The organism is uncultured Mucilaginibacter sp. (genome assembly GCF_937859865.1).
Taxonomy (GTDB): Bacteria; Bacteroidota; Bacteroidia; order Sphingobacteriales; family Sphingobacteriaceae; genus Mucilaginibacter_A.
The window spans coordinates 37,566-61,204 of record NZ_CALMAT010000150.1 but is presented as its reverse complement, the minus strand read 5'-3'; the positions used below and the strand labels follow the sequence as shown (position 1 = coordinate 61,204).

General features: G+C 40.0%; 20 protein-coding genes and 1 pseudogene. 9 read left to right on the top strand and 12 right to left on the bottom strand.

The window, feature by feature from the left end; translation table 11 throughout:
- From Q0192_RS16435 to Q0192_RS16395, 9 genes and pseudogenes are all read left to right on the top strand, one after another.
- Positions 1-1,683: pseudogene (locus Q0192_RS16435) on the top strand (peptidase); the annotation flags it as partial.
- A 117-nt stretch (positions 1,684-1,800) separates the two neighbouring features.
- Positions 1,801-4,581 carry a M14 metallopeptidase family protein gene (locus Q0192_RS16430; RefSeq protein WP_299291139.1) on the top strand — a complete coding sequence of 927 codons (2,781 nt, stop codon included), beginning with the start codon at positions 1,801-1,803 and terminating at the stop codon, positions 4,579-4,581.
- 142 nt (positions 4,582-4,723) lie between these two features.
- Complete coding sequence (locus Q0192_RS16425) at positions 4,724-6,640, top strand: family 20 glycosylhydrolase (RefSeq protein ID WP_299291137.1); 1,917 nt, start codon at positions 4,724-4,726, stop codon at positions 6,638-6,640.
- 146 nt (positions 6,641-6,786) lie between these two features.
- Complete coding sequence (locus tag Q0192_RS16420; protein ID WP_299291135.1) at positions 6,787-7,611, top strand: ABC transporter ATP-binding protein; 825 nt, start codon at positions 6,787-6,789, stop codon at positions 7,609-7,611.
- 5 nt (positions 7,612-7,616) lie between these two features.
- Entirely contained in the window at positions 7,617-8,396 is a 780-nt protein-coding gene (locus Q0192_RS16415) for a hypothetical protein (protein ID WP_299291133.1), read from the top strand.
- 2 nt (positions 8,397-8,398) lie between these two features.
- Entirely contained in the window at positions 8,399-8,773 is a 375-nt protein-coding gene (locus Q0192_RS16410) for a GntR family transcriptional regulator (RefSeq protein ID WP_299291131.1), read from the top strand.
- Between the two features lie 10 nt (positions 8,774-8,783).
- Complete coding sequence (locus tag Q0192_RS16405) at positions 8,784-9,503, top strand: hypothetical protein (RefSeq protein ID WP_299291129.1); 720 nt, start codon at positions 8,784-8,786, stop codon at positions 9,501-9,503.
- A 46-nt stretch (positions 9,504-9,549) separates the two neighbouring features.
- The gene (locus Q0192_RS16400) at positions 9,550-9,741 is read left to right on the top strand and encodes a hypothetical protein (RefSeq protein ID WP_299291127.1); all 192 of its coding nucleotides are present in this window, start codon (positions 9,550-9,552) and stop codon (positions 9,739-9,741) included.
- Between the two features lie 13 nt (positions 9,742-9,754).
- The gene (locus Q0192_RS16395) at positions 9,755-10,351 is read left to right on the top strand and encodes an NTP transferase domain-containing protein (protein ID WP_299291124.1); all 597 of its coding nucleotides are present in this window, start codon (positions 9,755-9,757) and stop codon (positions 10,349-10,351) included.
- A 41-nt stretch (positions 10,352-10,392) separates the two neighbouring features.
- Here Q0192_RS16395 and Q0192_RS16390 read toward each other — a convergent pair whose 3' ends face one another.
- From Q0192_RS16390 to Q0192_RS16335, 12 genes are all read right to left on the bottom strand, one after another.
- Positions 10,393-11,337 carry a GDP-L-fucose synthase gene (locus Q0192_RS16390; protein WP_299291122.1) on the bottom strand — a complete coding sequence of 315 codons (945 nt, stop codon included), beginning with the start codon at positions 11,335-11,337 and terminating at the stop codon, positions 10,393-10,395.
- 33 nt (positions 11,338-11,370) lie between these two features.
- Positions 11,371-12,486 carry a GDP-mannose 4,6-dehydratase gene (gene gmd, locus Q0192_RS16385; RefSeq protein ID WP_299291121.1) on the bottom strand — a complete coding sequence of 372 codons (1,116 nt, stop codon included), beginning with the start codon at positions 12,484-12,486 and terminating at the stop codon, positions 11,371-11,373.
- Positions 12,487-12,521: 35 nt separating this feature from the next.
- Entirely contained in the window at positions 12,522-12,689 is a 168-nt protein-coding gene (locus Q0192_RS16380; RefSeq protein WP_299291118.1) for a hypothetical protein, read from the bottom strand.
- Between the two features lie 80 nt (positions 12,690-12,769).
- Complete coding sequence (locus tag Q0192_RS16375) at positions 12,770-14,167, bottom strand: undecaprenyl-phosphate glucose phosphotransferase (protein ID WP_299291116.1); 1,398 nt, start codon at positions 14,165-14,167, stop codon at positions 12,770-12,772.
- A 165-nt stretch (positions 14,168-14,332) separates the two neighbouring features.
- Positions 14,333-15,592 carry a WcaI family glycosyltransferase gene (locus Q0192_RS16370; RefSeq protein ID WP_299291114.1) on the bottom strand — a complete coding sequence of 420 codons (1,260 nt, stop codon included), beginning with the start codon at positions 15,590-15,592 and terminating at the stop codon, positions 14,333-14,335.
- A gap of 10 nt (positions 15,593-15,602) precedes the next feature.
- The gene (locus tag Q0192_RS16365) at positions 15,603-16,151 is read right to left on the bottom strand and encodes a WcaF family extracellular polysaccharide biosynthesis acetyltransferase (protein ID WP_299291109.1); all 549 of its coding nucleotides are present in this window, start codon (positions 16,149-16,151) and stop codon (positions 15,603-15,605) included.
- Positions 16,152-16,358: 207 nt separating this feature from the next.
- Positions 16,359-17,600 (bottom strand): glycosyltransferase, encoded by a 1,242-nt coding sequence (locus Q0192_RS16360; RefSeq protein ID WP_299291107.1) that lies wholly within the window; start codon positions 17,598-17,600, stop codon positions 16,359-16,361.
- Positions 17,597-18,772, bottom strand: a complete 1,176-nt coding sequence (locus Q0192_RS16355) for a glycosyltransferase (RefSeq protein WP_299291105.1) — start codon at positions 18,770-18,772, stop codon at positions 17,597-17,599. Before Q0192_RS16355 ends, Q0192_RS16360 begins: the two co-directional genes overlap by 4 nt.
- A gap of 42 nt (positions 18,773-18,814) precedes the next feature.
- Positions 18,815-20,209 carry a hypothetical protein gene (locus tag Q0192_RS16350; protein WP_299291103.1) on the bottom strand — a complete coding sequence of 465 codons (1,395 nt, stop codon included), beginning with the start codon at positions 20,207-20,209 and terminating at the stop codon, positions 18,815-18,817.
- Positions 20,210-20,284: 75 nt separating this feature from the next.
- On the bottom strand, positions 20,285-21,163 hold the full coding sequence (locus Q0192_RS16345; protein WP_299291101.1) for a glycosyltransferase family 8 protein: 879 nt from the start codon (positions 21,161-21,163) through the stop codon (positions 20,285-20,287).
- Positions 21,164-21,264: 101 nt separating this feature from the next.
- Positions 21,265-22,503 carry a glycosyltransferase family 4 protein gene (locus Q0192_RS16340; RefSeq protein WP_299291099.1) on the bottom strand — a complete coding sequence of 413 codons (1,239 nt, stop codon included), beginning with the start codon at positions 22,501-22,503 and terminating at the stop codon, positions 21,265-21,267.
- A complete protein-coding gene (locus Q0192_RS16335; protein WP_299291097.1) occupies positions 22,503-23,573 on the bottom strand; it encodes a glycosyltransferase family 4 protein in 1,071 nt (356 codons plus the stop codon). The genes Q0192_RS16340 and Q0192_RS16335 overlap by 1 nt, the downstream gene beginning before the upstream one ends.
- Positions 23,574-23,639: the final 66 nt, after the last annotated feature.

Genomic DNA, 23,639 nt, shown 5'->3' with positions numbered 1-23,639 from the left:
GCGGTGTTGGATTATGCAGCCCGTTATCGCACAGAACTATTATACAATATTTATAAAATGGGCAAAAACTCCATTGATCGCGGCAAGGAAGATCACTGGACTTTTTATCCAAAATATATAGACTCTATAAAAACAGCTTACAACAAAGATAAAAGTGGAGCCAAAAAAGACAGTAACAGCCGTTCTGGCGAATTTTCTTTTGGCAGAGAAGAAAGCATTCCTTCTAAATATTATACCGAAGTGCTTAAAAACCCGGCTTACCGCGATGCACGTGGTTACATCATCCCGGCTGATCAAACTGATTTTCCAACGGCCGTAAAGTTTATCAATACTTTGCTTTGGTCGGGCGTTCAGGTTCAAAAAGCAACGGCTGATTTTACCGTTGCCGGAAAAAAATATCCCACAGGTTCTTATATTGTTAAAACTGATCAGGCTTTTCGGCCCCATGTTTTGGATATGTTCGAGCCGCAAGACCATCCAAACGATTTCCAATACGAAGGCGGGCCGCCGATCCGTCCTTACGATTCTGCCGGATGGACTTTGGCTTTTCAAATGGGCGTAAAGTTTGACCGTTTGACGGACGCTTTTAACGGCCCTTTCCGAAAAATTCCTTACGGCGAAATCCAATCTCCACCGAAACAAAACTTAGCTTCGGCACAAGGTGGCTATTTAATTAGTCCGGCTATTAACAACGGTTTTATCGCTGTAAATGATTTGTTGAAAGCTGGCGTTAAAGTTTACCGTTTGCCAAAAGGCGTAAGCGGAATGCCAGATATGGGCGCGGGCACTTTTTACGTTCCTGCTTCAAATCAGGCTCAAAATATACTGGTAAAAGAAGCATCCGGTTTTGGGTTGAAAGTTTCCGCAGCCACACAAGCGCCCACAGGTGGCGTTGCTATTTCGCCGGTCCGCATCGGGATTTTTAATACCTATGGCGGTTCCATTCCTTCGGGCTGGGTGCGTTGGCTGATGGAGCAATATCATTATCCGGCCCAAACCGTTTACACGCAGGAAATTGATGCCGGAGACCTCCATAAAAAATATGATGTGCTGATTTTTGTTACCGGTGCTATTCCGCCTGTTGGCCGTGCAGAAAGGCCGGAGTTTCCCGACAGGCAGCCAAAAGCAGATTCGATCCCGGCAGAATACCGATCCTGGTTAGGAAAAATCACACCGGAAAAATCTGTTCCTCAGCTTAAAAAATTCTTGCAAGACGGCGGAAACATTATTACCATCGGCACAAGTACCAATTTGGCTTATCATTTGGGTTTGCCGGTGCACAATTATTTAACAGAAGTTGGCCCGAACGGAAAAGAAAGGCCAATCCCGGGAACCAAATACTACATTCCGGGAAGTTTGCTGCGTGCCAGTTTTGAAACTGATCAGCCAGCAAATTACGGAATGCCGGCACAAAACGATGTGGATTTTGACCGGAGCCCGGTTTTTAAATTGGATGCCAATGCCGAAGCAAAAGGTGTAAAACGCCTGGCCTGGTTTGCAACCGATAAACCATTAGACAGTGGCTGGGCCTGGGGGCAAAAATACCTGAAGGATGGTGTTGCCGCTTTTGTGGCTCCGGTTGGTGCAGGCAAACTGTATGCTTTTGGGCCGGAAATTACTTTCCGCGGGCAGGCGCACAGCACGTTCAGGTTGTTGTTTAACCAGTTGTATGCCAGTAAATAACCAACAAAAACTTCACTGATTTTTAGGTGGTAAAAGAAGCATGGGCGAAATGCTGATGCTTCTTTTATCTGCCTAAATAAATTTCAAAAAATCATTCATCAACCTCATGCTGTTTTTATGACTAAAAAACTGTTGTCCGCATTGTTCCTGCTGCTGTTCCTGTTTCAAATAGTTTCGGCACAAAACGTTCCCTCGCCAAAAGAACATTTTGGTTTTGCCATTGGCGATGATTACCAGTTGGCCAATTACACACAAACGGAAGCCTGGTTTAAAAAAGTGGCGGCCTCCTCCAACCGCACCAAATTAGTTGATATTGGTTTAACCGAAGAAGGCCGGCACCAATACATGATGGTCGTTTCTTCTCCGGCCAACATCAAAAATTTGGCGCGGTACAAAGAAATTTCCCAGCGGTTAGCTCGTGCCGAAGGTTTAACCGATGCACAAGCGCGTGCTTTGGCTGCCGAAGGTAAAGCCGTGGTTTGGATTGACGGCGGTTTACACGCAACGGAAGTGGTTGGTGCACACCAATTGATCGAGACCATGTACAATTTAGTAAGCCGGAAAGACCCGGAAACGATGCGCATTTTGGACAATGTAATTGTGCTGATGACGCACGCAAACCCCGATGGGCAGGAACTGGTTTCCAACTGGTACATGCAAGAAAGCGACCCTAAAAAGCGGAATTTGAACATTCCGCGCTTGTATGAAAAATACATTGGTCATGACAACAACCGCGATTTTTACATGATGAACACCAAAGAAAGCAGCAACATGAACCGGCAGTTGTTTGTAGAATGGTTTCCGCAAATTATGTACAACCACCACCAGCGCGGCCCGGAAGGTTCAGTGCTGGCTGGCCCGCCGTACCGCGACCCTTTTAATTATGTTTTTGATCCGCTGATGATTACCGGTATTGATGCTTTGGGCGCTGCAATGTACAGCCGTTTGAATGTGGAGAACAAACCCGGTTACACGCGTTTAACCGGCTCCAGTTTCTCAACCTGGTATAATGGCGGTTTGCGCACCACCACACAATTTCATAACATGATTGGTTTGCTGACGGAAATTATCGGCGGCCCAACGCCCGAGAAAATACCGGTTGTTCCGGCGCGTTTAATTCCGAACGGTGCCACGCCGAACCCGGTTTTGCCGCAGGATGTTTGGCACTTTAAGCAATCCATTGATTATTCGGTTTCGCTTAATTATTCTGTTTTAGATTATGCAGCGCGCCAGCGTGACGAGGTTTTGTTCAACATCTACCGCATGGGCAAAAACTCGATCGAAAGAGGCAGCAAAGATTACTGGACTTTATCGCCAAAAAAATCAGATGCGATTATGCAGGCTTACCGCAATGACCAAAAAAGTACCGATAAAAACAGTACCGCCACCGCTGGTGATCCGATGGGCTGGATGACGCGTGGCAGCGATATCCCGATGAAATATTACGATGCCGTTTTGAAAAACCCGGACTTACGCGATCCGCGTGGGTACATTTTACCGGCCAATCAGCCTGATTTTCCAACGGCAACCAAATTTATCAATGCTTTGATTAAGGCCGGAATTTCGGTACAAAAAGCAACAGCGGCATTTACGGTGGAAGGAAAAACTTATCCTGCAGGTTCTTTTGTGGTTAAAACCGATCAGGCTTTTCGGCCGCATGTGCTGGATATGTTTGAGCCGCAAGACCATCCAAATGATTTTTTATATCCCGGCGGCCCGCCAATCCGTCCTTATGATTCTGCCGGCTGGACTTTGGCTTTCCAAATGGGCGTTCATTTTGACCGGATCCTGACTGCTTTTAACGGCCCTTTTCAACGCATTCCTTACGGCGAGGTTCAATCTCCCCCAAAACAAACGCTTGCTGCTGTTTCCGGAAACGGTTATTTGCTCAGTTCCCAACAAAACAATGCTTTTATTGCGGTAAACGATTTGCTAAAGGCTGGTGTTGAAGTTTACCGTTTGCCAAAAGGCGAAGGCAACGCTGCAGAAACGGGTACGTTTTTTATTCCCGTAGGAACAAAAGCGCAGGCAGTTTTAGAAAAATCTGCTGCTGATTTAGGTGTGAAAGCGATGAATTCAAAAGAAAAACCAACTGGCGCAACCAAAGTTTCTTCCATGCGGATTGGCCTTTGGGATACTTACGGCGGCTCGATCCCTTCCGGCTGGACACGCTGGCTGATGGAGCAATACCATTTTCCATACGAACAAATCTTTGCGCAGGATATTGATGCCGGAAACCTGAAAGATAAGTACGACGTGATCGTTTTTGTAACGCGCGCCATTCCGCCGGTAGGAGGAGAGGCGGCCGACAGAAGTATGTTTGCCGAACGAATGCCAAAACCGGAAGATGTACCTGCAGAATTCCGAAAAATGCTGGGCAAAATCACACCGGAAAAATCAATCCCGCAACTGAAAGCTTTTTTGGAAGCTGGAGGATCAATTGTTGCGCTGGGAACGAGTACCAATTTGGCTTACCATTTGGGTTTGCCGGTGCATAATGATTTGGTGGAGAAAAACAGCAGCGGCGAAACCCATCCGCTTCCCGGAACGAAATATTACATTCCCGGAAGTATTTTACGGGCTACCATTGACCCAAACCAACCCGCTGCTTGGGGAATGGACAAGGAAACCGACATTAATTTTGATAACAGCCCAGTTTTTAAACTGGATGCCAACGCCACCGAAAAAGGCGTAAAACCATTGGTTTGGTTTGCCACCGATAAACCTTTGCGCAGCGGCTGGGCTTTTGGGCAAGCATATTTGAAAGACGGTGTGGCCGGATTTATGGCGCCGGTAGGAGCCGGGAAATTGTATGCTTTCGGTCCGGATATTACTTTTAGAGGCCAATCCCACGCTACTTTTAAATTGCTGTTTAATCAATTGTATGCGTTAAAGTAGCCGATGCTTCTTTTATCGCCATAAAATTGGTGGCACATCGCTTTAAATTGTAAAATCAATTTTAAAAGCCGTAAAAATTTAGTTCTTTTATCAAACCTAAATTGGTGTTGATAAAAGAACTATTTTTTTGAACCTCGCTGTTATGCTTAAAATTTCCTCGTTACTTTTTTGCTGTTTGTTATCTTTTAAAACTTTCAGCCAAACTTCGGCCAAAACCATTGACATCATTCCACAACCGGTAAGTATGGTTAAAAGTTCCGGCCAGTTTTCATTGCCTGCCACGGTTACAATTGGCGCAAGTTCTTCGGCAGAAGTTTCATCGGTTACTTCCTATTTAAAAAATAAGATCCAAACGGCTACCGGCAAAAGCGTTTTGTTGAAGGGCAATGCTTCTTTTACCACCATAAAATTGGCGCTTAACCCAACAGAAAACGCGGCAATCGGAAAAGAAGGTTATCAGCTTACCATCACGCCAAAAGGAATTGTGATCAAAGCCAACGCAGCAGCCGGTTTATTTTATGGCGTGCAAACGTTGGTGCAGTTGCTACCCAAAGAAATTGAGAGCAAAACAGCCGTAAAAGGCATAAAATGGGCAGTTCCTTGTGTAAAAATTACTGATTATCCGAGGTTTGGCTGGCGAGGTTTGATGTTTGATGTTGCCCGCCATTTCTTCACCGTTGCAGAAGTGAAGCAATATATTGATGCCATGGTGCGCTACAAATACAATTTGCTGCACCTGCATTTGGCCGATGACGAAGGCTGGCGCATAGAAATTAAAGGCTTGCCGCGCTTGACCGAAGTTGGCGCTTACAGTGCAAAACGGGTTGGTTATTTCGGCACTTTTGCCCCGCCACCTGCTGATGAACCGCGTACTTACGGCGGTTTTTATACCCAGGAAGATATTAAAGAACTGGTGAAATATGCGCAGGAACGTTTTGTAAATATTTTGCCGGAAATTGATGTTCCGGGGCATAGTTTGGCGGCTGTAGTTTCTTATCCCGAGCTGTCCTGCACGCCTGGTGCCGATAAATACAAGGTGCGTTCTGGCGAAGAAATTATGGACTGGTCGCACGGCCAGCCGCCTGTTGCTTTGATTGACAACACTTTATGCCCGGCAAACGAAAAAGTTTACGAGTTTATGGACAAAGTAATTACGCAAATTGCGCAACTTTTTCCTTTTCAATACATTCATTTAGGCGGAGACGAATGCCCGAAAAACTTTTGGGAAAAAAGCGAGGCCGTTAAAATGCTGATGCAAAAAGAAGGCCTTAAAAACATGGAAGAAGTGCAAAGCTATTTTGAAAAGCGCGTCGAAAAGATTGTAGAATCCAAAGGCAAAAAGTTTATGGGCTGGGACGAGATTTTGGAAGGCGGACTGGCGCCAAACGCTGTGGTGATGAGCTGGCGCGGCATGAAAGGCGGAATCGAAGCGGCAAAAATGGGCCACGAAGTAGTGATGAGCCCAACTACTTATGCTTATTTGGATTACATGCAGGGCGATCCTTCCATCGAATCAAAAGTTTATGCTACGTTGCGGTTGGATAAAACGTACCAGTTTGAACCAGTGCCGGATAGTGTTGATGCCAAGCTGATTAAAGGCGGACAAGCCAATTTATGGACAGAACAGGTTTATAATTTGCGTAAAGCAGAATACATGACCTGGCCAAGAGGGCTTGCCATAGCAGAAACGCTTTGGTCGCCAAAGGCAAGCAAGAATTGGGACAATTTTTCCCAAAGGGTGGAAGGCCAGTTTCCGCGGTTTGAAGAAGCAGAAATTAATTACGCGCCAAGTATGTACGACCCGATTGTAAACGTTTCGAGGAGAGACAGCACCATGACAATTGCTTTATCTACAGAAATTAAACCGTTGGATATTTATTACAGTTTTGATAACTCTTTCCCCGACCGGTTTTATCCAAAATACACCCAGCCTTTAACGGTGCCCAAAGAAGCGGCACAAATTAAAATCATCACTTATCGCGGCAACAAACCCATTAGCCGCATGATGAGTATCCCGATAACTGATTTAACGGCCCGTTTGCCAAAACCAAGAAAGTAATATACGCCAATTTTTTATAGGTAAAAGAAGCATCAGGCGCAAGTTTGATGCTTTTTTTATGCCCTAAAAATTTATTTTCAAAAATACTTGCGGCTTAATTTTTCTTATTTACATTTGTAGTGTACTATTTATCTAATACACTAAACATGATAAAAATCTCCAACTTAACTTTTGGCTACAGCAGGAAAAAAACGTTGTTCCAAAACCTAAACCTGCAGATGCAGGAAGGGCACATTTATGGGTTGCTTGGAAAAAACGGTGCCGGCAAATCAACCTTGTTAAAAAACATTGCCGGTCTGGTTTTTCCGCAAAAGGGCCTGTGCGAAGTGAACGGTTACAACGCTTCTAAACGTTTGCCGGCTTTTTTGCAAGATTTGTTCTTCATCCCCGAAGAAGTGTACATGCCTTCGCTTACTGCAAAACAGTTTATCAACAGCACCGCACATTTTTATCCGGCTTTTAATGAGGCACAGTTTAACAAAATGCTGCTGGAGTTTGATGTCCCGAACGATAGCCAGTTGAACAAACTTTCTTTCGGCCAGCAAAAAAAGGTAATGATTGCTTTCGGCCTTTCTACCAACACTTCTTTGCTGATCATGGACGAGCCGACAAACGGTTTGGATATTCCTTCCAAAAGCCAATTCCGCAAAATCATTGCTTTGGCTTTAACAGAAAACCGTTGCATCATTATTTCCACACACCAAGTGCGTGATTTGGATAATCTGATTGATACTTTGCTGGTGGTGCACAACAAGCAAATTGTGCTGAACCGGAGTTTGGATGAGATTTCGGAACGGTTGACTTTCGGTTTAGCAACAACAGGAACAGCGGTTTTATATGCCGAAGAAAGTGTCCGCGGAACAAATACCATCAGCAAAAACACCAACGGCAGTTACAGCAAAGTGGATATGGAACTGCTGTTTAACGCCATCACCAATGAGCATCAAACCATCACCGAAATTTTAAAATAAGCACCATGAACCAAACATTTAACCTAAACCGTTTTGCTGCTTTGTTTAAAAAGCACACGGTTGAGAATTACAAAACCTATTTGATGTCGGTTGGCGTTTTGGCCGGTCTCTTTATCCTATTTATGGGTTTTGCTTCTTTTACAAACAATGGCTTTTTGTTATTAGGGTTTCAGGAATCGTTTTTTATTATTTTTTTGCCGTTGGCCGGTAGTATTTTTACAAGTTTAACTTTTGCAGATTTGGGCGATAAAAAGAAAGCAATCCCTACATTAACCTTGCCTGCCTCGCATTTTGAAAAATATTTGGTGAGCTGGCTGTATTCCTTCCTCATCTTCCAATTGCTGTATGTCGCCCTGTTTTATTTAATTGCAAGCATCATCATTAGTTTTGGCCATGATGTTCCCGGCCGCGAAAATGTGCTGTTAGATTTATTTGATAAAGACCGGGTGGCCCGTATGGCATTTGTTCTTTATCCGATCATACATGCTATCATGTTTTTCGGTGCCATTTATTTCGAGAAACTGCATTTCATCAAATCGGGCTTTGCTTTTTTTATCGGTATTTTTTTGTTGGGGTTGATAAACAGTCCGATTATGGCTTCCATGATTGATCATAAAATTGTAGGCACTACGATTTTTAGTCCGCTAACAATAACGGATGGAAAAAGTTATTGGACTATTTTTCCACCGGAAATTCAAACGCAAATCATACTTGTGGTAATAGCAATACTGGTGGTAATATTATGGGCAAGTGCCTACTTCAGGCTAAAGGAAAAGGAGGTTTAAAAATGGATTTTAGAGACAACGAGCCTATATATATGCAGATTGCAGCCTATGTAAGCGAAAATATAACATTGGATAAATGGCAGGCCGAGCAGAAAATTCCATCAGTACGGGATTTAGCGGTTGAGCTACAAGTGAATCCAAATACGGTTGCAAGAACTTATGAGTTTTTACAAAACCAAGAAGTAATTTTTAACAAGCGCGGCATTGGCTATTTTGTAAGTGCCGATGCCAAAAACAAAGTGAAAAACTATCGCAAAGAACGTTTTTTACAACAGGAACTTCCGGAATTTTTCAAGAACATCTTCCTGTTGGATATCAGTTTGGATGAAATCGAAAAACGTTACCAATTATTCAAAACACAAAATTACCAGGCATAAAAACAGTATCATGAAAACAAGCACAAAATTATTTTTAACTGCCGTTTTGGTCGGCATTATTTCGCTCCTCTCATACGATTTTGCTTTGCGTGCTGAATACAAAAAAGGCACTTACAAAAGTAGGTTTTACGGTTTCGAAAAAACAACTGCTTTTAATGGTTTCAACGTCATTGATAACCGCGCTGCCAACTTGATTTCCATCCAGGTTGAAAAAGGAAACGAGCCAGGCGTTTGGATAAAAACTAATTGGAAAGACCGGTTTAACATCCACCGCAACGGAAAAATTTTGGTGATCGATGTTGAAAATAAGGAATCAACCCGTGTAACCGCTTATGAAAACAGCGTTACCGTTGTTTGCCCTTCCGTAGATAGCATAACCACATCTCCTTATCTTGGCAAATCAGGTATGAATGAACTTCATTCCAGAGGTAAAACAACGATAACAGGTTTCACTTTGGATAAATTATCCCTAAAAGTAAGTAAAGGCGTGGATTTGTTTTTAGAGCGAAGCAACATAGCTAATTTACAAGCTTTGGTAGGCGATGCGATGTCTGATAATGCAAAACTGGTTATCTCTTCAAGCAACCAGATTGACAACGCAACCATCAATGTGCCGGGAAAAAACCATTTGGAAATAGAAAACTCGGTGATTGCCAGACGCAATTTTACCATTGCCGATAGTGCAACTGTTGCTTTCAGCGGGAAGTTTTTGAAACTGCTGGGCAAGTAAACCAATCAATTTTTATAGGGGCTTAACCTTATTACCAATCAACCTGATGAAAAAGTTATTATTCAACTCAAACCCGTTCATACTTCTTTTAGCACCTGTTTTTTTACTTTGGATAACCGCACTATTTCATTGGACGATCCATTTACAATTGCCGGATATGCAAACGGAAGTAACTGGATTATTTGACAGAAAAACTGTTTTTCAGGTTTTGTGTGAAGTAGTAAAAACTCAGTTTTAGAACAAAAATCAACATGAAAATTGCTTTAAAAGGATTGGTTTTGGCCGGAGGCAGAAGCAGCCGAATGGGCGAAAGCAAAGCCAAAATGAACTGGCACGGCAAAGAACAGCAATATTATTTAGCCGATTTATTAGGTTTTTGTTGCGAAGAAGTTTTTATTTCCTGCCGGGAAGAACAAGTTTTGGCAATTAATTCAAATTACAAAACACTGGCCGACAAATACGAAAACGCCGGGCCTTTTGAAGCAATTTTAACCGCTTTTGAACATGATCCAAATTGTGGCTGGATGATCATTGCTTGTGATATTCCGCTAATAGATTTGGAAACATTAAAACATTTGTCAAACCAAAGGGACGATTCTAAAATTGCCACCGTTTTTGAAAGTCCGGTTGATGGTTTGCCCGAACCATTGGCCGCTATTTGGGAATCGGAGAGTTATCCGAAACTGAAATTATACCATCAAAAAGAGCATATTTCCCTACGGAAAATCCTGCTTACACATCAGGCAAAAACAATTAAAGCACCGAATGCCGGTGCTTTAATCAATGTAAATACGCCTGAAGATGCAAAATGCGTACGGGAAATATTAGCTAAAAAAGGTTCAATTTGAACACTAATTTTATGCCGATAAAAGAAGCATCGCCAATATGATTAACGCACGGCTACATTTTCAGCTTTTTCCAAAAAGTCTTCGTACGCTAATTTAATACCGTCTTTCAATTCAATTTTGTGTTTCCAGCCCAAGTTGTGCAATTTGGTTACGTCCATCAGTTTGCGCGGCGTACCGTCCGGCTTAGTGGTATCAAAAGTAATTTTGCCTTCAAAACTGGTTGTGTCTTTGATTAAATAAGCCAGTTCTTTAATGGTAATATCTTCTCCAACGCCAACGTTGATTGGTGCAGGTTCATTATAATTTTCCATTAAGTAAAAACAAGCTTCGGCCAAATCATCAGCAAACAAAAACTCTCTTTTCGGGCTTCCGGTTCCCCAAATCATTACTTCATCTTTTCCATCAACTTTAGCTTCATGAAACCTGCGGATCAAAGCTGGCATTACATGTGAGTTTTGCGGATGGTAATTATCGTTGTAGCCGTACAAATTAGTTGGCATAACTGATATAAAATTGCAGCCATATTGTGCGCGGTAAGCATCGCACATTTTGATACCTGCAATTTTTGCAATGGCATAAGGTTCGTTGGTTTCCTCTAAAAGGCCGGTCAGCAAGTATTCTTCCTTTAGAGGCTGTGGTGCCATTTTCGGATAAATGCAACTTGAACCTAAAAACATCAGCTTTTTTACACCATTTAAGTAGGAGTTGTGGATGATGTTGTTCTGGATTGCTAAGTTTTCGTAAATAAAATCGGCACGGTAAGTATTATTGGCTACAATACCACCAACTTTTGCTGCTGCTAAAAAAACGTAATCTGGTTTTTCTTCTGCAAAAAAATCGGTAACTGCCTGCTGGTTACGCAAGTCTAAATCTTTAGAAGAACGGGTAATAATTTGATTGTAGCCTTTAGCAGTCAGGTTTCTCATAATAGCCGATCCTACCATTCCTTTGTGGCCGGCTATATATATTTTGGCACTTTTTTCCAATATGTTGTGTTTTATTATAGCTGTTAACAGTTATTACTCGTACTGGTTTTTGATGGAGTAACCTAATTCTTTTAAAGCTTTTTCTTTAGTAAACAGTTTCAGGTCAGAACTCATCATGTCCTGTACCAGCATTGGCAAGTCGTATTTAATTTTCCAGTCTAATTGGGTTATTGCTTTGGTTGGGTCGCCAATCAACAATTCCACTTCGGTAGGGCGGAAGTAAGCCGGATCTACTGCAACAACTTCTTTTCCGGTTTCAATTTGATATTCCGGGTTGCTGCACGATACTACATAACCTTTTTCGTCAACACCTTCGCCTTTAAATTCAATTTCGATACCTGCTTCTTTAAAGGCCATTTTCACAAAATCGCGGACAGGGGTGGTAATTCCGGTTGCGATAACGTAATCTTCCGGTTTTTCCTGTTGCAAAATCCGCCACATTGCTTCTACGTAATCTTTTGCGTGGCCCCAATCGCGGCGTGCATCTAAGTTTCCCAAATAAAGCTTCTTTTGCAAACCTAAAGCAATTTTTGCTGCTCCGCGTGTAATTTTACGGGTTACAAAGGTTTCTCCGCGCAAAGGGCTTTCGTGGTTAAACAAAATACCGTTACAAGCATACATGCCATAAGCTTCGCGGTAATTTACGGTAATCCAATAGGCATATAACTTGGCTACCGCATAAGGCGAGCGCGGGTAAAAAGGCGTAGTTTCTGATTGCGGAACTGCCTGTACCAAACCATACAGTTCGGAAGTTGAAGCTTGGTAAACTTTGGTTTTTTTGGTTAAACCCAATAAACGTACCGCTTCCAAAATCCTTAACGTACCGATACCATCGGCATTGGCTGTATATTCCGGTGTATCAAAACTCACCTTTACGTGAGACATCGCACCTAAATTGTAAATCTCGTCTGGCTGGACCTGCTGGATGATACGGATCAAATTTGTTGAATCGTTCAAATCGCCATAGTGCATAAAAAAGCTGACGTTTGCTTCATGCGGGTCTTGGTACAAATGATCAATACGGTCAGTATTAAACGAAGAACTTCTGCGTTTGATACCATGCACTTCATAATCTTTAGACAATAGTAATTCTGCTAAATAAGCACCGTCCTGACCAGTGATACCTGTAACCAAGGCTTTCTTTTTCATATGTTTTTTTGTTAAATTGTTGTTCTAATCTGTAATTATAAAATTAATTGTAATCTTAAACCTGCTGCTTTAAAATTGAAGTTGTTTAATTTTTTCTGTCTCTTTTGGGTTAATGCTTTTTTTATCGCCCAAAAATCTAAATCGTTTGTTTTTTTGATTTGTTCAATGCAACCATACCAATTTTTACCCGGTAAAAGAAGCATGCAATTTTTTATTTATGTACAATTTTTAACAGAGCTTCAAAAGTTTAACCATACCACTTTAAATATTTAAAGGTAAAAAATTAATAAGCATTTTCTTCGCCCTTTAAAGTATTGATGATGGTTAAAAATATAATTTTAATATCCAACATCAACGACCAGTGTTCGATGTACCAAATATCATGTTCCACACGCTTCACCATTTGTTTATGGTCTTTGGTTTCTCCGCGGTAACCATTCACTTGTGCCCAACCGGTTATGCCTGGTTTTAACAATTGCCTTACCATGTATTGGTGCACAATGGCTTTGTACTGCTCGGTATGTTTAACCATGTGCGGCCTTGGGCCAACCACGCTCATATTGCCAATTAATACGTTAAAAAACTGCGGAAGTTCGTCAATACTTGTCTTGCGCATAAATGCCCCAATTTTAGTAACCCTCGAATCATTTTTGGTGGCTTGTATGTGTTCAACTTCATCGTTCATGGTCATGCTCCTAAACTTATAGCACCAAAACGGTTTGTTGTCTTTGCCAGACCTTAACTGCATAAAAAATACCGGCCCTTTGGATTGCAGTTTAATAATGACCGTGAGGATTGGGATAAGCCAGGAAAGTATAAAAATAACCACACAAACACTGGTAAAAATATCAAACGACCGTTTAAAAATACGGTTAGTGATATGTTCCAAAGGTTCTGTGCGGGTGCTTAAAACCGGTATTTCATCAAAATAAGTATCAATGGCGTAATCCGAATTAATAATTTTGGTAACATCAGGGATAAATTTAAAGCGCACACAGTTTTGCTCTGCCACGGCTACCAAATCGTTGATGTGGTGATGGTCTTCGGGAAACAAAGTGGAGTAAACTTCTGCTACTTCATTTTCTACCGCATAGTTCATCAGTTTATTGATCGGACGGATCACATCGTGGTTTGTTTTATCGGTATAACTTTCTGTTGTGTGGTCAAAAAAACCGGTAAAGTTATACGACATCTGGTTTTTCAGGAAATAATCAGCCAGCCTTTTTGCGGTTTCGTTATAGCCGATAATTGCAATTTTCTTTTTGTACCTAACCCGTTTGATATGGTATTGCTCAAAAGCGGTAATAACAAACCTGCTGATGACAAAGGCACAAACCTCAAGCACAAAAATATAAACTAAGAAGTTTTTTGAGTACGAAGCATAATTGGTTAGCAAAATAACCACGTTAAAAGTTAATGCGTGTAATACAACTGCCCGCCAGCTTTTTTGGAAAATAAACTCTGTGCGCTGAGCAGTTTCACGATGGTACAACTGCATAAAAAAGCCAGAGGCAATCCAGGTAGCGTTAAATATCAACAGATCAAGGTTGTAGTGTGAGGATTGTATGATCGAATTATTCTGGCTGTCCAAAAAATAAGCAATCATAAAAGAACAATTGATTGCTATAATATCGCCCAGAAAAAGTAAAACAATTAAAAAAAATATATAACGGTTTTCCATATTTGGGTAATCACCTTATTTCAAGGTTTTTGTATGATGATAAATATATAACAAAGTTTTAACTCCTGGTAAAATTTAAAACGATGTTTTTGTTGCTTTACCGGTTAAACTTTTTTTTATACGGTAAAAGAAGTATCAAAGTCAACAAATTATTAAATATAATTTCTACTTAATTGATGCCATGTCTTGGGCATACTTTTTTAGTATTTCGTTGATGGATAAATATTGCTTGGCATAATTACGTGCATTTTCGTTGATGTGGCCCATTTCCGGGTTTAGCGCTTTTTGGATGGCTTCTGTTAATGCCACCTGGTTTTCCGGTTCTGCCAGTAAGCCGATTTGGTTATTGTTGACAACTTTAAACAAACTTGAGTGGACTGGCGCTGTAATAACTGCTAACCCTCCGACTGCAAGAATGGCTGTAAGTTTAGACGGCATCACCAAATCACTAGCATTTGTTTTCTGGATCACCAAATGTACGTCGGCCATATTTAAAAACTCGTTCAGTTTTTCCGCCGGTTGCAATGGCAAAAAAACGACGTTTTGTGTTTGCAAATTTGTTTTTAAATCTTCCAGTTTCTTTTTGTAAGGGCCTGAACCGCAAATAACAAATTTTAAACCTGAACGGTTTTTTAGCGAATCGGCAGTATATAAAATCGCTTCCAGCCCTTGCTTTTCGCCGATGGCACCCGAATATAGAATAACCTTGTCTGTAGCTTGAAACCCGAATGCTTCTTTTATCCCGTCTTTTTTGGCAATAGGGAAAAACAAGGTTGTATCAACCCAATTGGGGAAAAAACTCACCCTTTCCCTGCCAGCTTTTTGTTTGATCCGGTCAATCATTCCTTCCGAAATACTGCTGAGCAAATCTGCCTGTTTCATGATAAACCTTTCTATTCTAAAAAGTAGCCTGATCAACAACCGTGATTTGATCATCCCTAAATCTGCGGCCGCATCAATTTGCAAATCCTGTACGTGGTAAAAAAACTTTGCGCCTTTGAATTTTTTATAAACAATAGCTAAAATACCGGTCAAAAAAGGCGGCGAAACGGTAATTACATAATTGTGTTTCTTTTTAAACAATAAAAAAAACACCATTACGGTTGCAGAAAGGCAGAACGAAATATCAGACAAAATACGTGTTAAACCAGATGGGTTTGCCGGGATAAAATGTGGGCAACGGTAAATTTTTATCGGGTTAGAAGGATTTGCATTAATTTGTTTGAAATCTTTACTGAACCAATATGCTTTTTTGTTGTAAGGCGTTTTTACTTTCCAATCCGGATAATAAGGATAGGTGGTAATTACCGTGCAAATATTTCCCTGCGCGGCCAGCCAATCCATCATTTCGCCGTTGTACTTTCCTATTCCGGTCAGTTCGGGATAAAAATTTCCACCGATCAATAAAATTCTCTTTTGTGCCATTAAAACTTATTTAACCAACAAATTTACGTTCGCGAACGCGTACTGCCGGGTTGCCTGCATAAATAGTCCAGGCACTTAACTCTTTGGTTGCCACTGAATTAACTGTTAATATAGCGTGGGACCTGCAAACAATGCCAGGGCAAACAACAGATTTTGCCCCAATCCAAACGCCGTCTTCTAAAACAATCTTTCCTAACTTATATGGAAAATCGCTCATCGTGTAATCATGGTTTCCGGTCAGCAACATGGCGCCTTGCGATAAACAAACATTGCTTCCGATAAAAACATCTTCTAAATTATCAATCCAAACCGATTCGCCAATCCAGCAATTTTCACCAATTTCCAAACGCCACGGGTTTTTGATCCTCACTTTTGTTTTGATCACCAAGCCTTTACCAATCTTCGCTCCAAAAAAACGCAACAAAGCACTTTTTGCACGATAAGGCCAAGGGAAAGCACTGTTGAAAATAAAATAATTGACAAAGTGCCAAACCAATACTTTCCATTTTGGGCCTGCTACATACTTACCAACGGTAAATTTTGAAAGGTCTGTTCGCATCAATTCTGTTTAATACTTCTTTTAGCCCTATTTTTTTAGATAACAAAACGCTAAATTATATAAATTTTGCTTGGAATGGTTTTAATTAACGATGCAGTGCCGATAATAAAAAAGCTTATAGCTGCTCAAAACGGCAATTATAAGCTTTAAAAATCAGGTATTTAATGTATTAAAAGCTTTTGTTGATATGCTTAAATAATTTTAAAATTAGTTTTTTATAGCTTCTGAAAAACGTTGTGCTGCCGGGGCAACGGCAAAATGCTTCTCGTAACATTGCCTTGCGTTTTTGCCCATTTGAAGTTTTTCTTCGGATGATAATTTAAACCAGTTTTCCAGTAATTGTTCCGTTCCGGCGATGGTATCATCAGCAATAATACCGGCTTGGGCGGCGGCAATTTCAGTCCAAATGTTTACCTGGTTAGAAATTAAAACCGGTTTGCCGCAAGCTAAAGCTTCTACCACTGCAATGCCAAAATTTTCCTGATGGCTGGGCAATACAAAAGCTTCGCAACCATAAAATGCGCCCCATTTTGCATCTCCGGTCAGCATCTCCGGAAAATAAATAGCTGTTTCTGCCTGTTTAAAATTAGCTGCCGCAGCTTTGATTTTTTGTCCGTATGGCGTTTCTAAACCCGGCCCGGCAACCACCAATTTTGTTGACGCCAATTTTTTGCCGATAAAAACAGTATTGGTATTAAGCCGATCAGCTTCCTCCTTTAAATTATTAAAAGGTTGTGTTTTAATATAGGCATCCACCAATAGATCAGCGCCTTTTTTAGGATGGATACGGCTGATAAACAGGAGGTAAGGCGCGATTAAACCAGGGCATTTCTTTAAAAAAGCATCACGCATAGCTGGCGTAAAAGCAGGAGGTTCATCCACGCCCAAACCTACTACCAGTTCTTTTTTAGGAAGATATGGTTTGAAAGTTGTACGCGCCAACTGAAGTTCAGCTTCGCAGGTAAACAGCAGCCCGTCGGCCTGGTTAACCACTTTTCGTTCGATAAATTTCCAATAAAACCAGTTGCGTAACGCTTTCAGTTTTCTGCCTGATGCCTTTTGAAAGTAGGGGTCTAACATCCCGTGAGGCATTACATAAAATTTAGGGGTAAAAGAAGCATTCCGCTTTTTCAACTGGTTCAATGCTTTAATCAAACCGAAACCCTGATAATTCCACAACCCGTGTAGAATTACCGCATCAAACTGTGGCAGGTTTTTCAATAGCCAGGGCAGATAGTTGGGGTTGTAAAACCATGGCCCTTTTCCGGTGCCCAAAGCTTCAACATAATCAGAATTTTGCCCGATAAAAGAAGCATCCGCAGCATCAAAACTAATGACTGTATTTTGAACATCCGGATAAACACCAAGGCTTTTAACTATTGTTCTGACTGCCTGGCAAACACCGCCCACTTTTGGGTCCATGCTTGCCGTAATATGCAATAGTTTCATTTAGCAGTAGGTTTTTGAAGGATGTTTTGGTAGATTTTTTCGATCTGGTTTAAAGCAAGATCGGTATTAAAACGCCTGGCATTTTCAATTCCTGCCGCAACAACTTTTGCTCTTTCAGCAAAGTCCAAATTGACGGTCTTCTCAACAGTTTTTGCCGCTTCCTGTGCCCAAGTTTTTATGTTTGAGGAATTTTGCGGTTGTTTTGAAATCAAAAAACCTGCATCACCGGCAACTTCTGTCATCGGTGCTTCGTTGGTTGTTATCACGGGGCAGCCACAAGCCATCGCTTCGGCAATCGGCCATCCAAAACCTTCTGCCAAAGAAGGAAATAAAAATATGGAAGCACCGGAGTAAGCCGCACTGATTAATTGGTCTTCAATATTGTTAAAGTAATAAATAGATGATTTATAAGCGGATTGTTCAATTCGTTCCAACAATTTTTCATCTGGTAATTCACCAATTAATAACAATGGTAAAGTTAGGTTGCTGATGCTGCGCCAGGCATCATAAATTTCGATTACGCCTGTACGGTTTTTATACCACTGGTTTCCGCCAATGTGCAACAAATAGCCATTGCTTAAATCCAATCCTGTTTTAGCGCTTAGTTCTTTTCTTGCAATTGCAGGTTCTATTGCCTCAAAAGTTTGGTTCAGCCCATTATAAACTACTGTAGAATTTATGTTAGAAGGATTGACAAACTGATGAAGATCAGCCTGCGTTTTTTTTGAAACAGAAATAAAATTTTTTGCTTGCGAATAGCCGTGCCGGATATAAGCCTGATATTTTTTGCCTGTAAAAGAAGTAGGATTTTGAGGAATCAAATCCAACGCTGATTGTTGCGCCAAAAAATCATGACAGTGTACTACGTGCGGCCGATTTGCAACCAGCGGCAGCCAAGGTCCAAGCGCATGATCTGTCAATACAAACAAAGTATTTGGGTTCGAAGCTTTTAACTTAGTCCGGGTTTTTAACGGAAATAATAAATATTGATCCAGGTAACCCAACCATTTTTTAAAAGCTTTCGGAAAAGGTAAGTTGAAAAAGGCCGGTTTTGGCGACCAAATCTCTACCTGATGGCCACGTTTTGCCATGCCTACGACCAGCATTTTGGCAAAACGCGGCATGCTTTGGTGTCCTAAAAAATTGGGGTGGGTGAAGAAGACGAGGTTCAAAAGATAATTTTAGCTGATTTGAAATCGTTTTTAAATAAAATATTAAGCAAGGGCTTCGCTGTTGATAGCCCTATACCTTACTGCTTTTTTAATACTACTTGGATTTAAAGAGGCTAAAACTAATCCACCATCAAAAACGGAAAATCCAAGCGAGGTTGGTTGTGCCCAATTTCCTTGTGAAACTTCTAAAATTGCATAACTTAAAAGAAGCCATGGTAGTAAATCTCCGGCAGCCAACCTCTTATAACTTCCTATGAAAAGTTTAAGCGTAAATCCTAACCTTATAAAAATCACAGTAAGCCCAAATAAATATCCAATTTCTCCTATTGTCCTTTCCCATTCACCTTCAGCAATAAGGTATAGTTTACCACTCCCTCCCCCTAATAATTGACCGCCAACATTAGTGCCCATTCCTATGCCATAACCAAAAAAAGGTGGGTTAAAATCTGGAGCACCTACAAGGGCTAAAAGTAATCCACCTATTTGACGTCTTACTAGTGTACCTTTTACCCCGCCTTCATCCTTAGATGCAGTTGTGAGACGGGTGGTAAATGCTTCAATAGATTTTTGAAATACATTGGTTTGACTTAATACTAAAAAAGCTATAAAGACCGTAATTAGAACTAATATAAGCTTACCTATATATTGTGGTTTTCTAAATGTAGCTAATATTGTAAATATGGCTGTTAATAATACCTGAAAAAATAAACCCCTGCTTATAGAAAAAGGAATAGCACCTAATAAAGCTAAAGTTGAAGCTATTAGCAGTAACCGGTTTACGTTTTTGGGATAAAGCCAGAAATAAAATATATATGGAGCGAGTAAACTATAAAACATAGTTACGCCTGTTGTAAAAGAAAAAGTTCCGGGAGGCCTTGAGTATCCAAGTGCACCAGTATAACCGGCACCCTTCATATCACCACCAACACCACGATTTACCCAAGCAGTTTGAGGACTATAAAATTGTAATGCTAATAAAACTGTCATTGGTATAGATATCCATAAGGCTATTTTACCTACTTTAATCAAATCTTCACGGTTAAAGACTTTCCCAATAACAAAAATTATCGGAAAGTGAAACAATAATACTCTGGCCCCAAATAAAGTAACAATTAAGTTTCCATGACCAAGTAGTAAAGTAGTAAAAATACTTACGAATCCGATGACAACTATCACACTTAAATAAATATTAGCCTTTAGTATACCTCTTCTCCAAGTTATATATACTAACCATATTGCAACAGGATCGCGAATGATTAGTAATGGACCTGATAGTCCAGGTAAGAACCATTTTCTTAAAGCCCCTTCTAAAATTAATAATAAAAAATAAATATAAATTCCTTGCTTAATTATTAAATTTGGATCTTGTTTTTTTACTTTAAAGCTATTAGGTAAAGTAATAGTTGAATAACTAGTATTAAGTATTTTAATATCCATTATTAATATTTATTTTAAAAAAAATAATATTTGTAAATACACATCACAAGTTTTGTATCTTTCTTCAAAAGTTTGCTACTTGTTATTAAGTATTTTTTTAGCTTTTGTGAATGCCTTTTTAAATAATCTTTGATAATCACTTATAGGCTTGAAAGCATTAAATGCTGTTAAACTTAGTAATCGAAAAAATTCTTCTTTATATTTTTCTTGTGCAAAGCAAGATTTGAAAATTGGCTTTATATCCAAAAAGTGTACAATACTTGGATTTGGTGGAAAATCGAATAAAGGGCTACAGTTCCAAATACGATCAAGCTCATGCCATCGATCTTGTAAAACAATATTTAAGCCGTATTGATCTGGATAAATCACGTGTTTTTTGTTTATGATTAAACAATCAATTACATAATTGATAATATTTAATTCAATCCATTTTTTTGGATTAATTAATAGTAATCCTGAGTTAAAATACTTTGTTTCTGATGAAATATTTAATTCCTTATAATTTGGGATGCCATGCTTTGCTATTAACATGTAATCTTGTACAGCACCTACTACATTATCTCCAATATCAACGTTGTACAAGTTCGATATGTCGTCATAAACAATCATATCAACATCCATGTAAATTAATTTTTTACAATCTGGTGCTGCTATATATGGTGCATATAATCTAAAATAGGCAGTAAATGGGAAAGTTGATCTATCAGTAGGGAGTTTAATTTCTTTTGACAATATATCCTCAGACTTTATCCATTGCAAAGTAGTTGTTTTTAGGTCAACAGAATTTTGTATTTTAATTTTGTTTTTATTCGAAATCCCATCGTCTATTATTAGAAACAACAATAGTTCATTTGATTTATGATGTATTTCAATTGACTTAATTAATGCTGCAATCATCACAGCATAATGATTATCACTTGCTAATACAATTGATATAGTTTCTGTTGAACTCATTTATTTAACATTAAAGATAAACATAAAATTTTTTATTGTAAGACCCGCTATTTGGAATCTTATATTGCTGTTTACTGATAAACCTAATCATATACTAATATTTATAACTTGTTAATTGATTTTGCAAGCTCTATACCATAAACCTCCCACGTCCTTTTACTTGCTGTATCCATAGCCTGACGTCCAATCTCAGCAATAATACTTTTTTTACTTAACAATTCTTCAATTGATTTTTGAAGTGCTTCTGTTGAACCGGCTTCCACCAGCCAGCCGTTTTCTCCGTGTTTGATTAAATCCGGGCCGGCAGTACGATCTGTTGTGATGACCGGCGTACCTTGAGACATGGATTCTGTAATCACCAATCCAAAACCTTCAAACAGGGAAGGAAAAACAAGCACGTCATGTTCGCGCATCAGTTCTAAAATCTTGTGGTGTGGCAAGCTTGGAATCCATCGGTATTTTGCTAGTGCCGCATTTAAAGCAGGACATAGATCAGTTGATTTTTTTCCAATAACAGTTAATTCGACATGGTTTTTAAGTTTATCAGCCACAGCAAAAAGATCAGCTATTCCTTTTCTTTGCGACAATCCACCTACAAAAAGTAATTTTAGTGGTTTGGAAACCGAACCTAAATCGTAATTACGGGAACTGGCAACCGGCGGAAACGCATAAGGGATAACTTCAACAGGCGCTAATTTACCGGGATAGTCTTTAAGCGTGTTTGCCGTAAATTGGCTGGCAACAAAAATTTTATCTGCTAAACGAAGCTCTTCGTCTTTTCGTTCTAATTTTTCTTTCGAATCTTCTAATCCGGTTAAAGTTGCAGCCCATTCCGGCCAACGTTCACTTTCTATTTCTAAAAGCCGTTTTGATGCCCGCCAATAGCCAATAGGCAAATCATATAAACACTTAAGTTGTAGTTTTTTGGCTTCGCGAAAAGAAAATATGGCACCGTCTTCGTAAGCATAAACAGCGTTGGTTCCTTCAGCAGATAGTTGTTTTAAGCTTTTAGCTACCCTTTTATCCAAATTTTGGTAAACACCATCTACACTAAATATTCCGGTTTCGTGTTTAACCAGATTTTTAAAACCTGCTTTCGTAGCGGCGAACCGTCCAAGTTCGTGCCAGGGCCATACTTTTGTGTATGGTGCCAATGCCGGGTCATAATGTCTTCTGTTAAATTCTGCAAAAGGGCCAAAGGTGCTCAGTTTATCAAATACATTACCGGGAAAGGTGGCTACAGTGGTTCTGAAACCGGCAAGCATATTGGCTTTATAAAGGCCGAGTGCAGCGGCACGAAAAAAAGCATTACCGGTAGGGTGCGAAATAATTACTTTCATTAATTTGCTTTAAACGTACTTTTTGCGGCTTTTTCAATCACTTCCAAGTAACGTTGTGAAACTATATCAGGATAATGTTTAGCAAGGTGGCTTTTGGCAGCACTACGAAGCTGTTGCTCTAATTCCGGGTTTTGCAGTACTCTTTTTATGCACAAAACCATTGCTTCAGTATCGCCACGCTTAAAACTAATGCCCGCGTTTCCGATTGCATCGGGCAATCCGCCGCCATTCGAAACGATGGGCAGGCAGCCACAAGCCATTCCTTCTAAAACAACATTGCCAAAAGGTTCTTCCCATAACGATGGCACGAGCATATAACGATGTTTGTTTAAACAAACTGCAATATCATTGCCCCGAAGAGGGCCAACAAAGTTTACAAATGCTGCTAAGCCCAGATCGGTGGCCAGTTTCTCCAGCTTTGGTTTTTCTGGCCCGTCTCCAATGATGGTTAAAGTAGGCTTAAAAGTTAAAAAGTGTTCTTTTTGATCCATCACTATCAATTTTTGCACTGCTTTTATTGCTTCGTCTGCACCTTTATTTGATACCAATCTCCCAAGAAAAACAAATGCTTCGCTCTTGATAATATTAGGAATAATTTTAAAAACGTCTGACTGATAAGGGTTGCCGATGACAATGGCCGGTGGAAAACTGTGTTTCCTAATGGCATCACTTACAGCTATTACCTTGGATGCACGTTTAAACCACAAAAACTTTAAGCGGTCTTGCAAACCTATTTTTCCGTGGATACCCGTTTCTCCGTCAATACGAGAAACCCAGGTGTTCAAAGCGATAACGGAAATATGTTTAAAAATCAAGTTTGGCCAGGCCAAACGTAAACAAGGGTTATTTTCAAATACAACATCCGCCCATTGATGTTCTTTTAACAACCGGAATACAGATGGATTTCTTACAATTGGGAAAGGGAAGTTGTTTTCGCCCGAAAACTTTGTCCAGGTTAAAACACGGACTTCATGGCCGGCTTTAAAAAAAGCACGAGACAGAATATCCGAGTTAGCTTCGATCCCGCCAATGTATGGGTAAAAATTATGTGATAAAAACAGTATTTTCAAATTAATATTATAGAACAAGGTTTATGTATATTTTCAACTAATATTGATGCAATACTTCTTTTACAC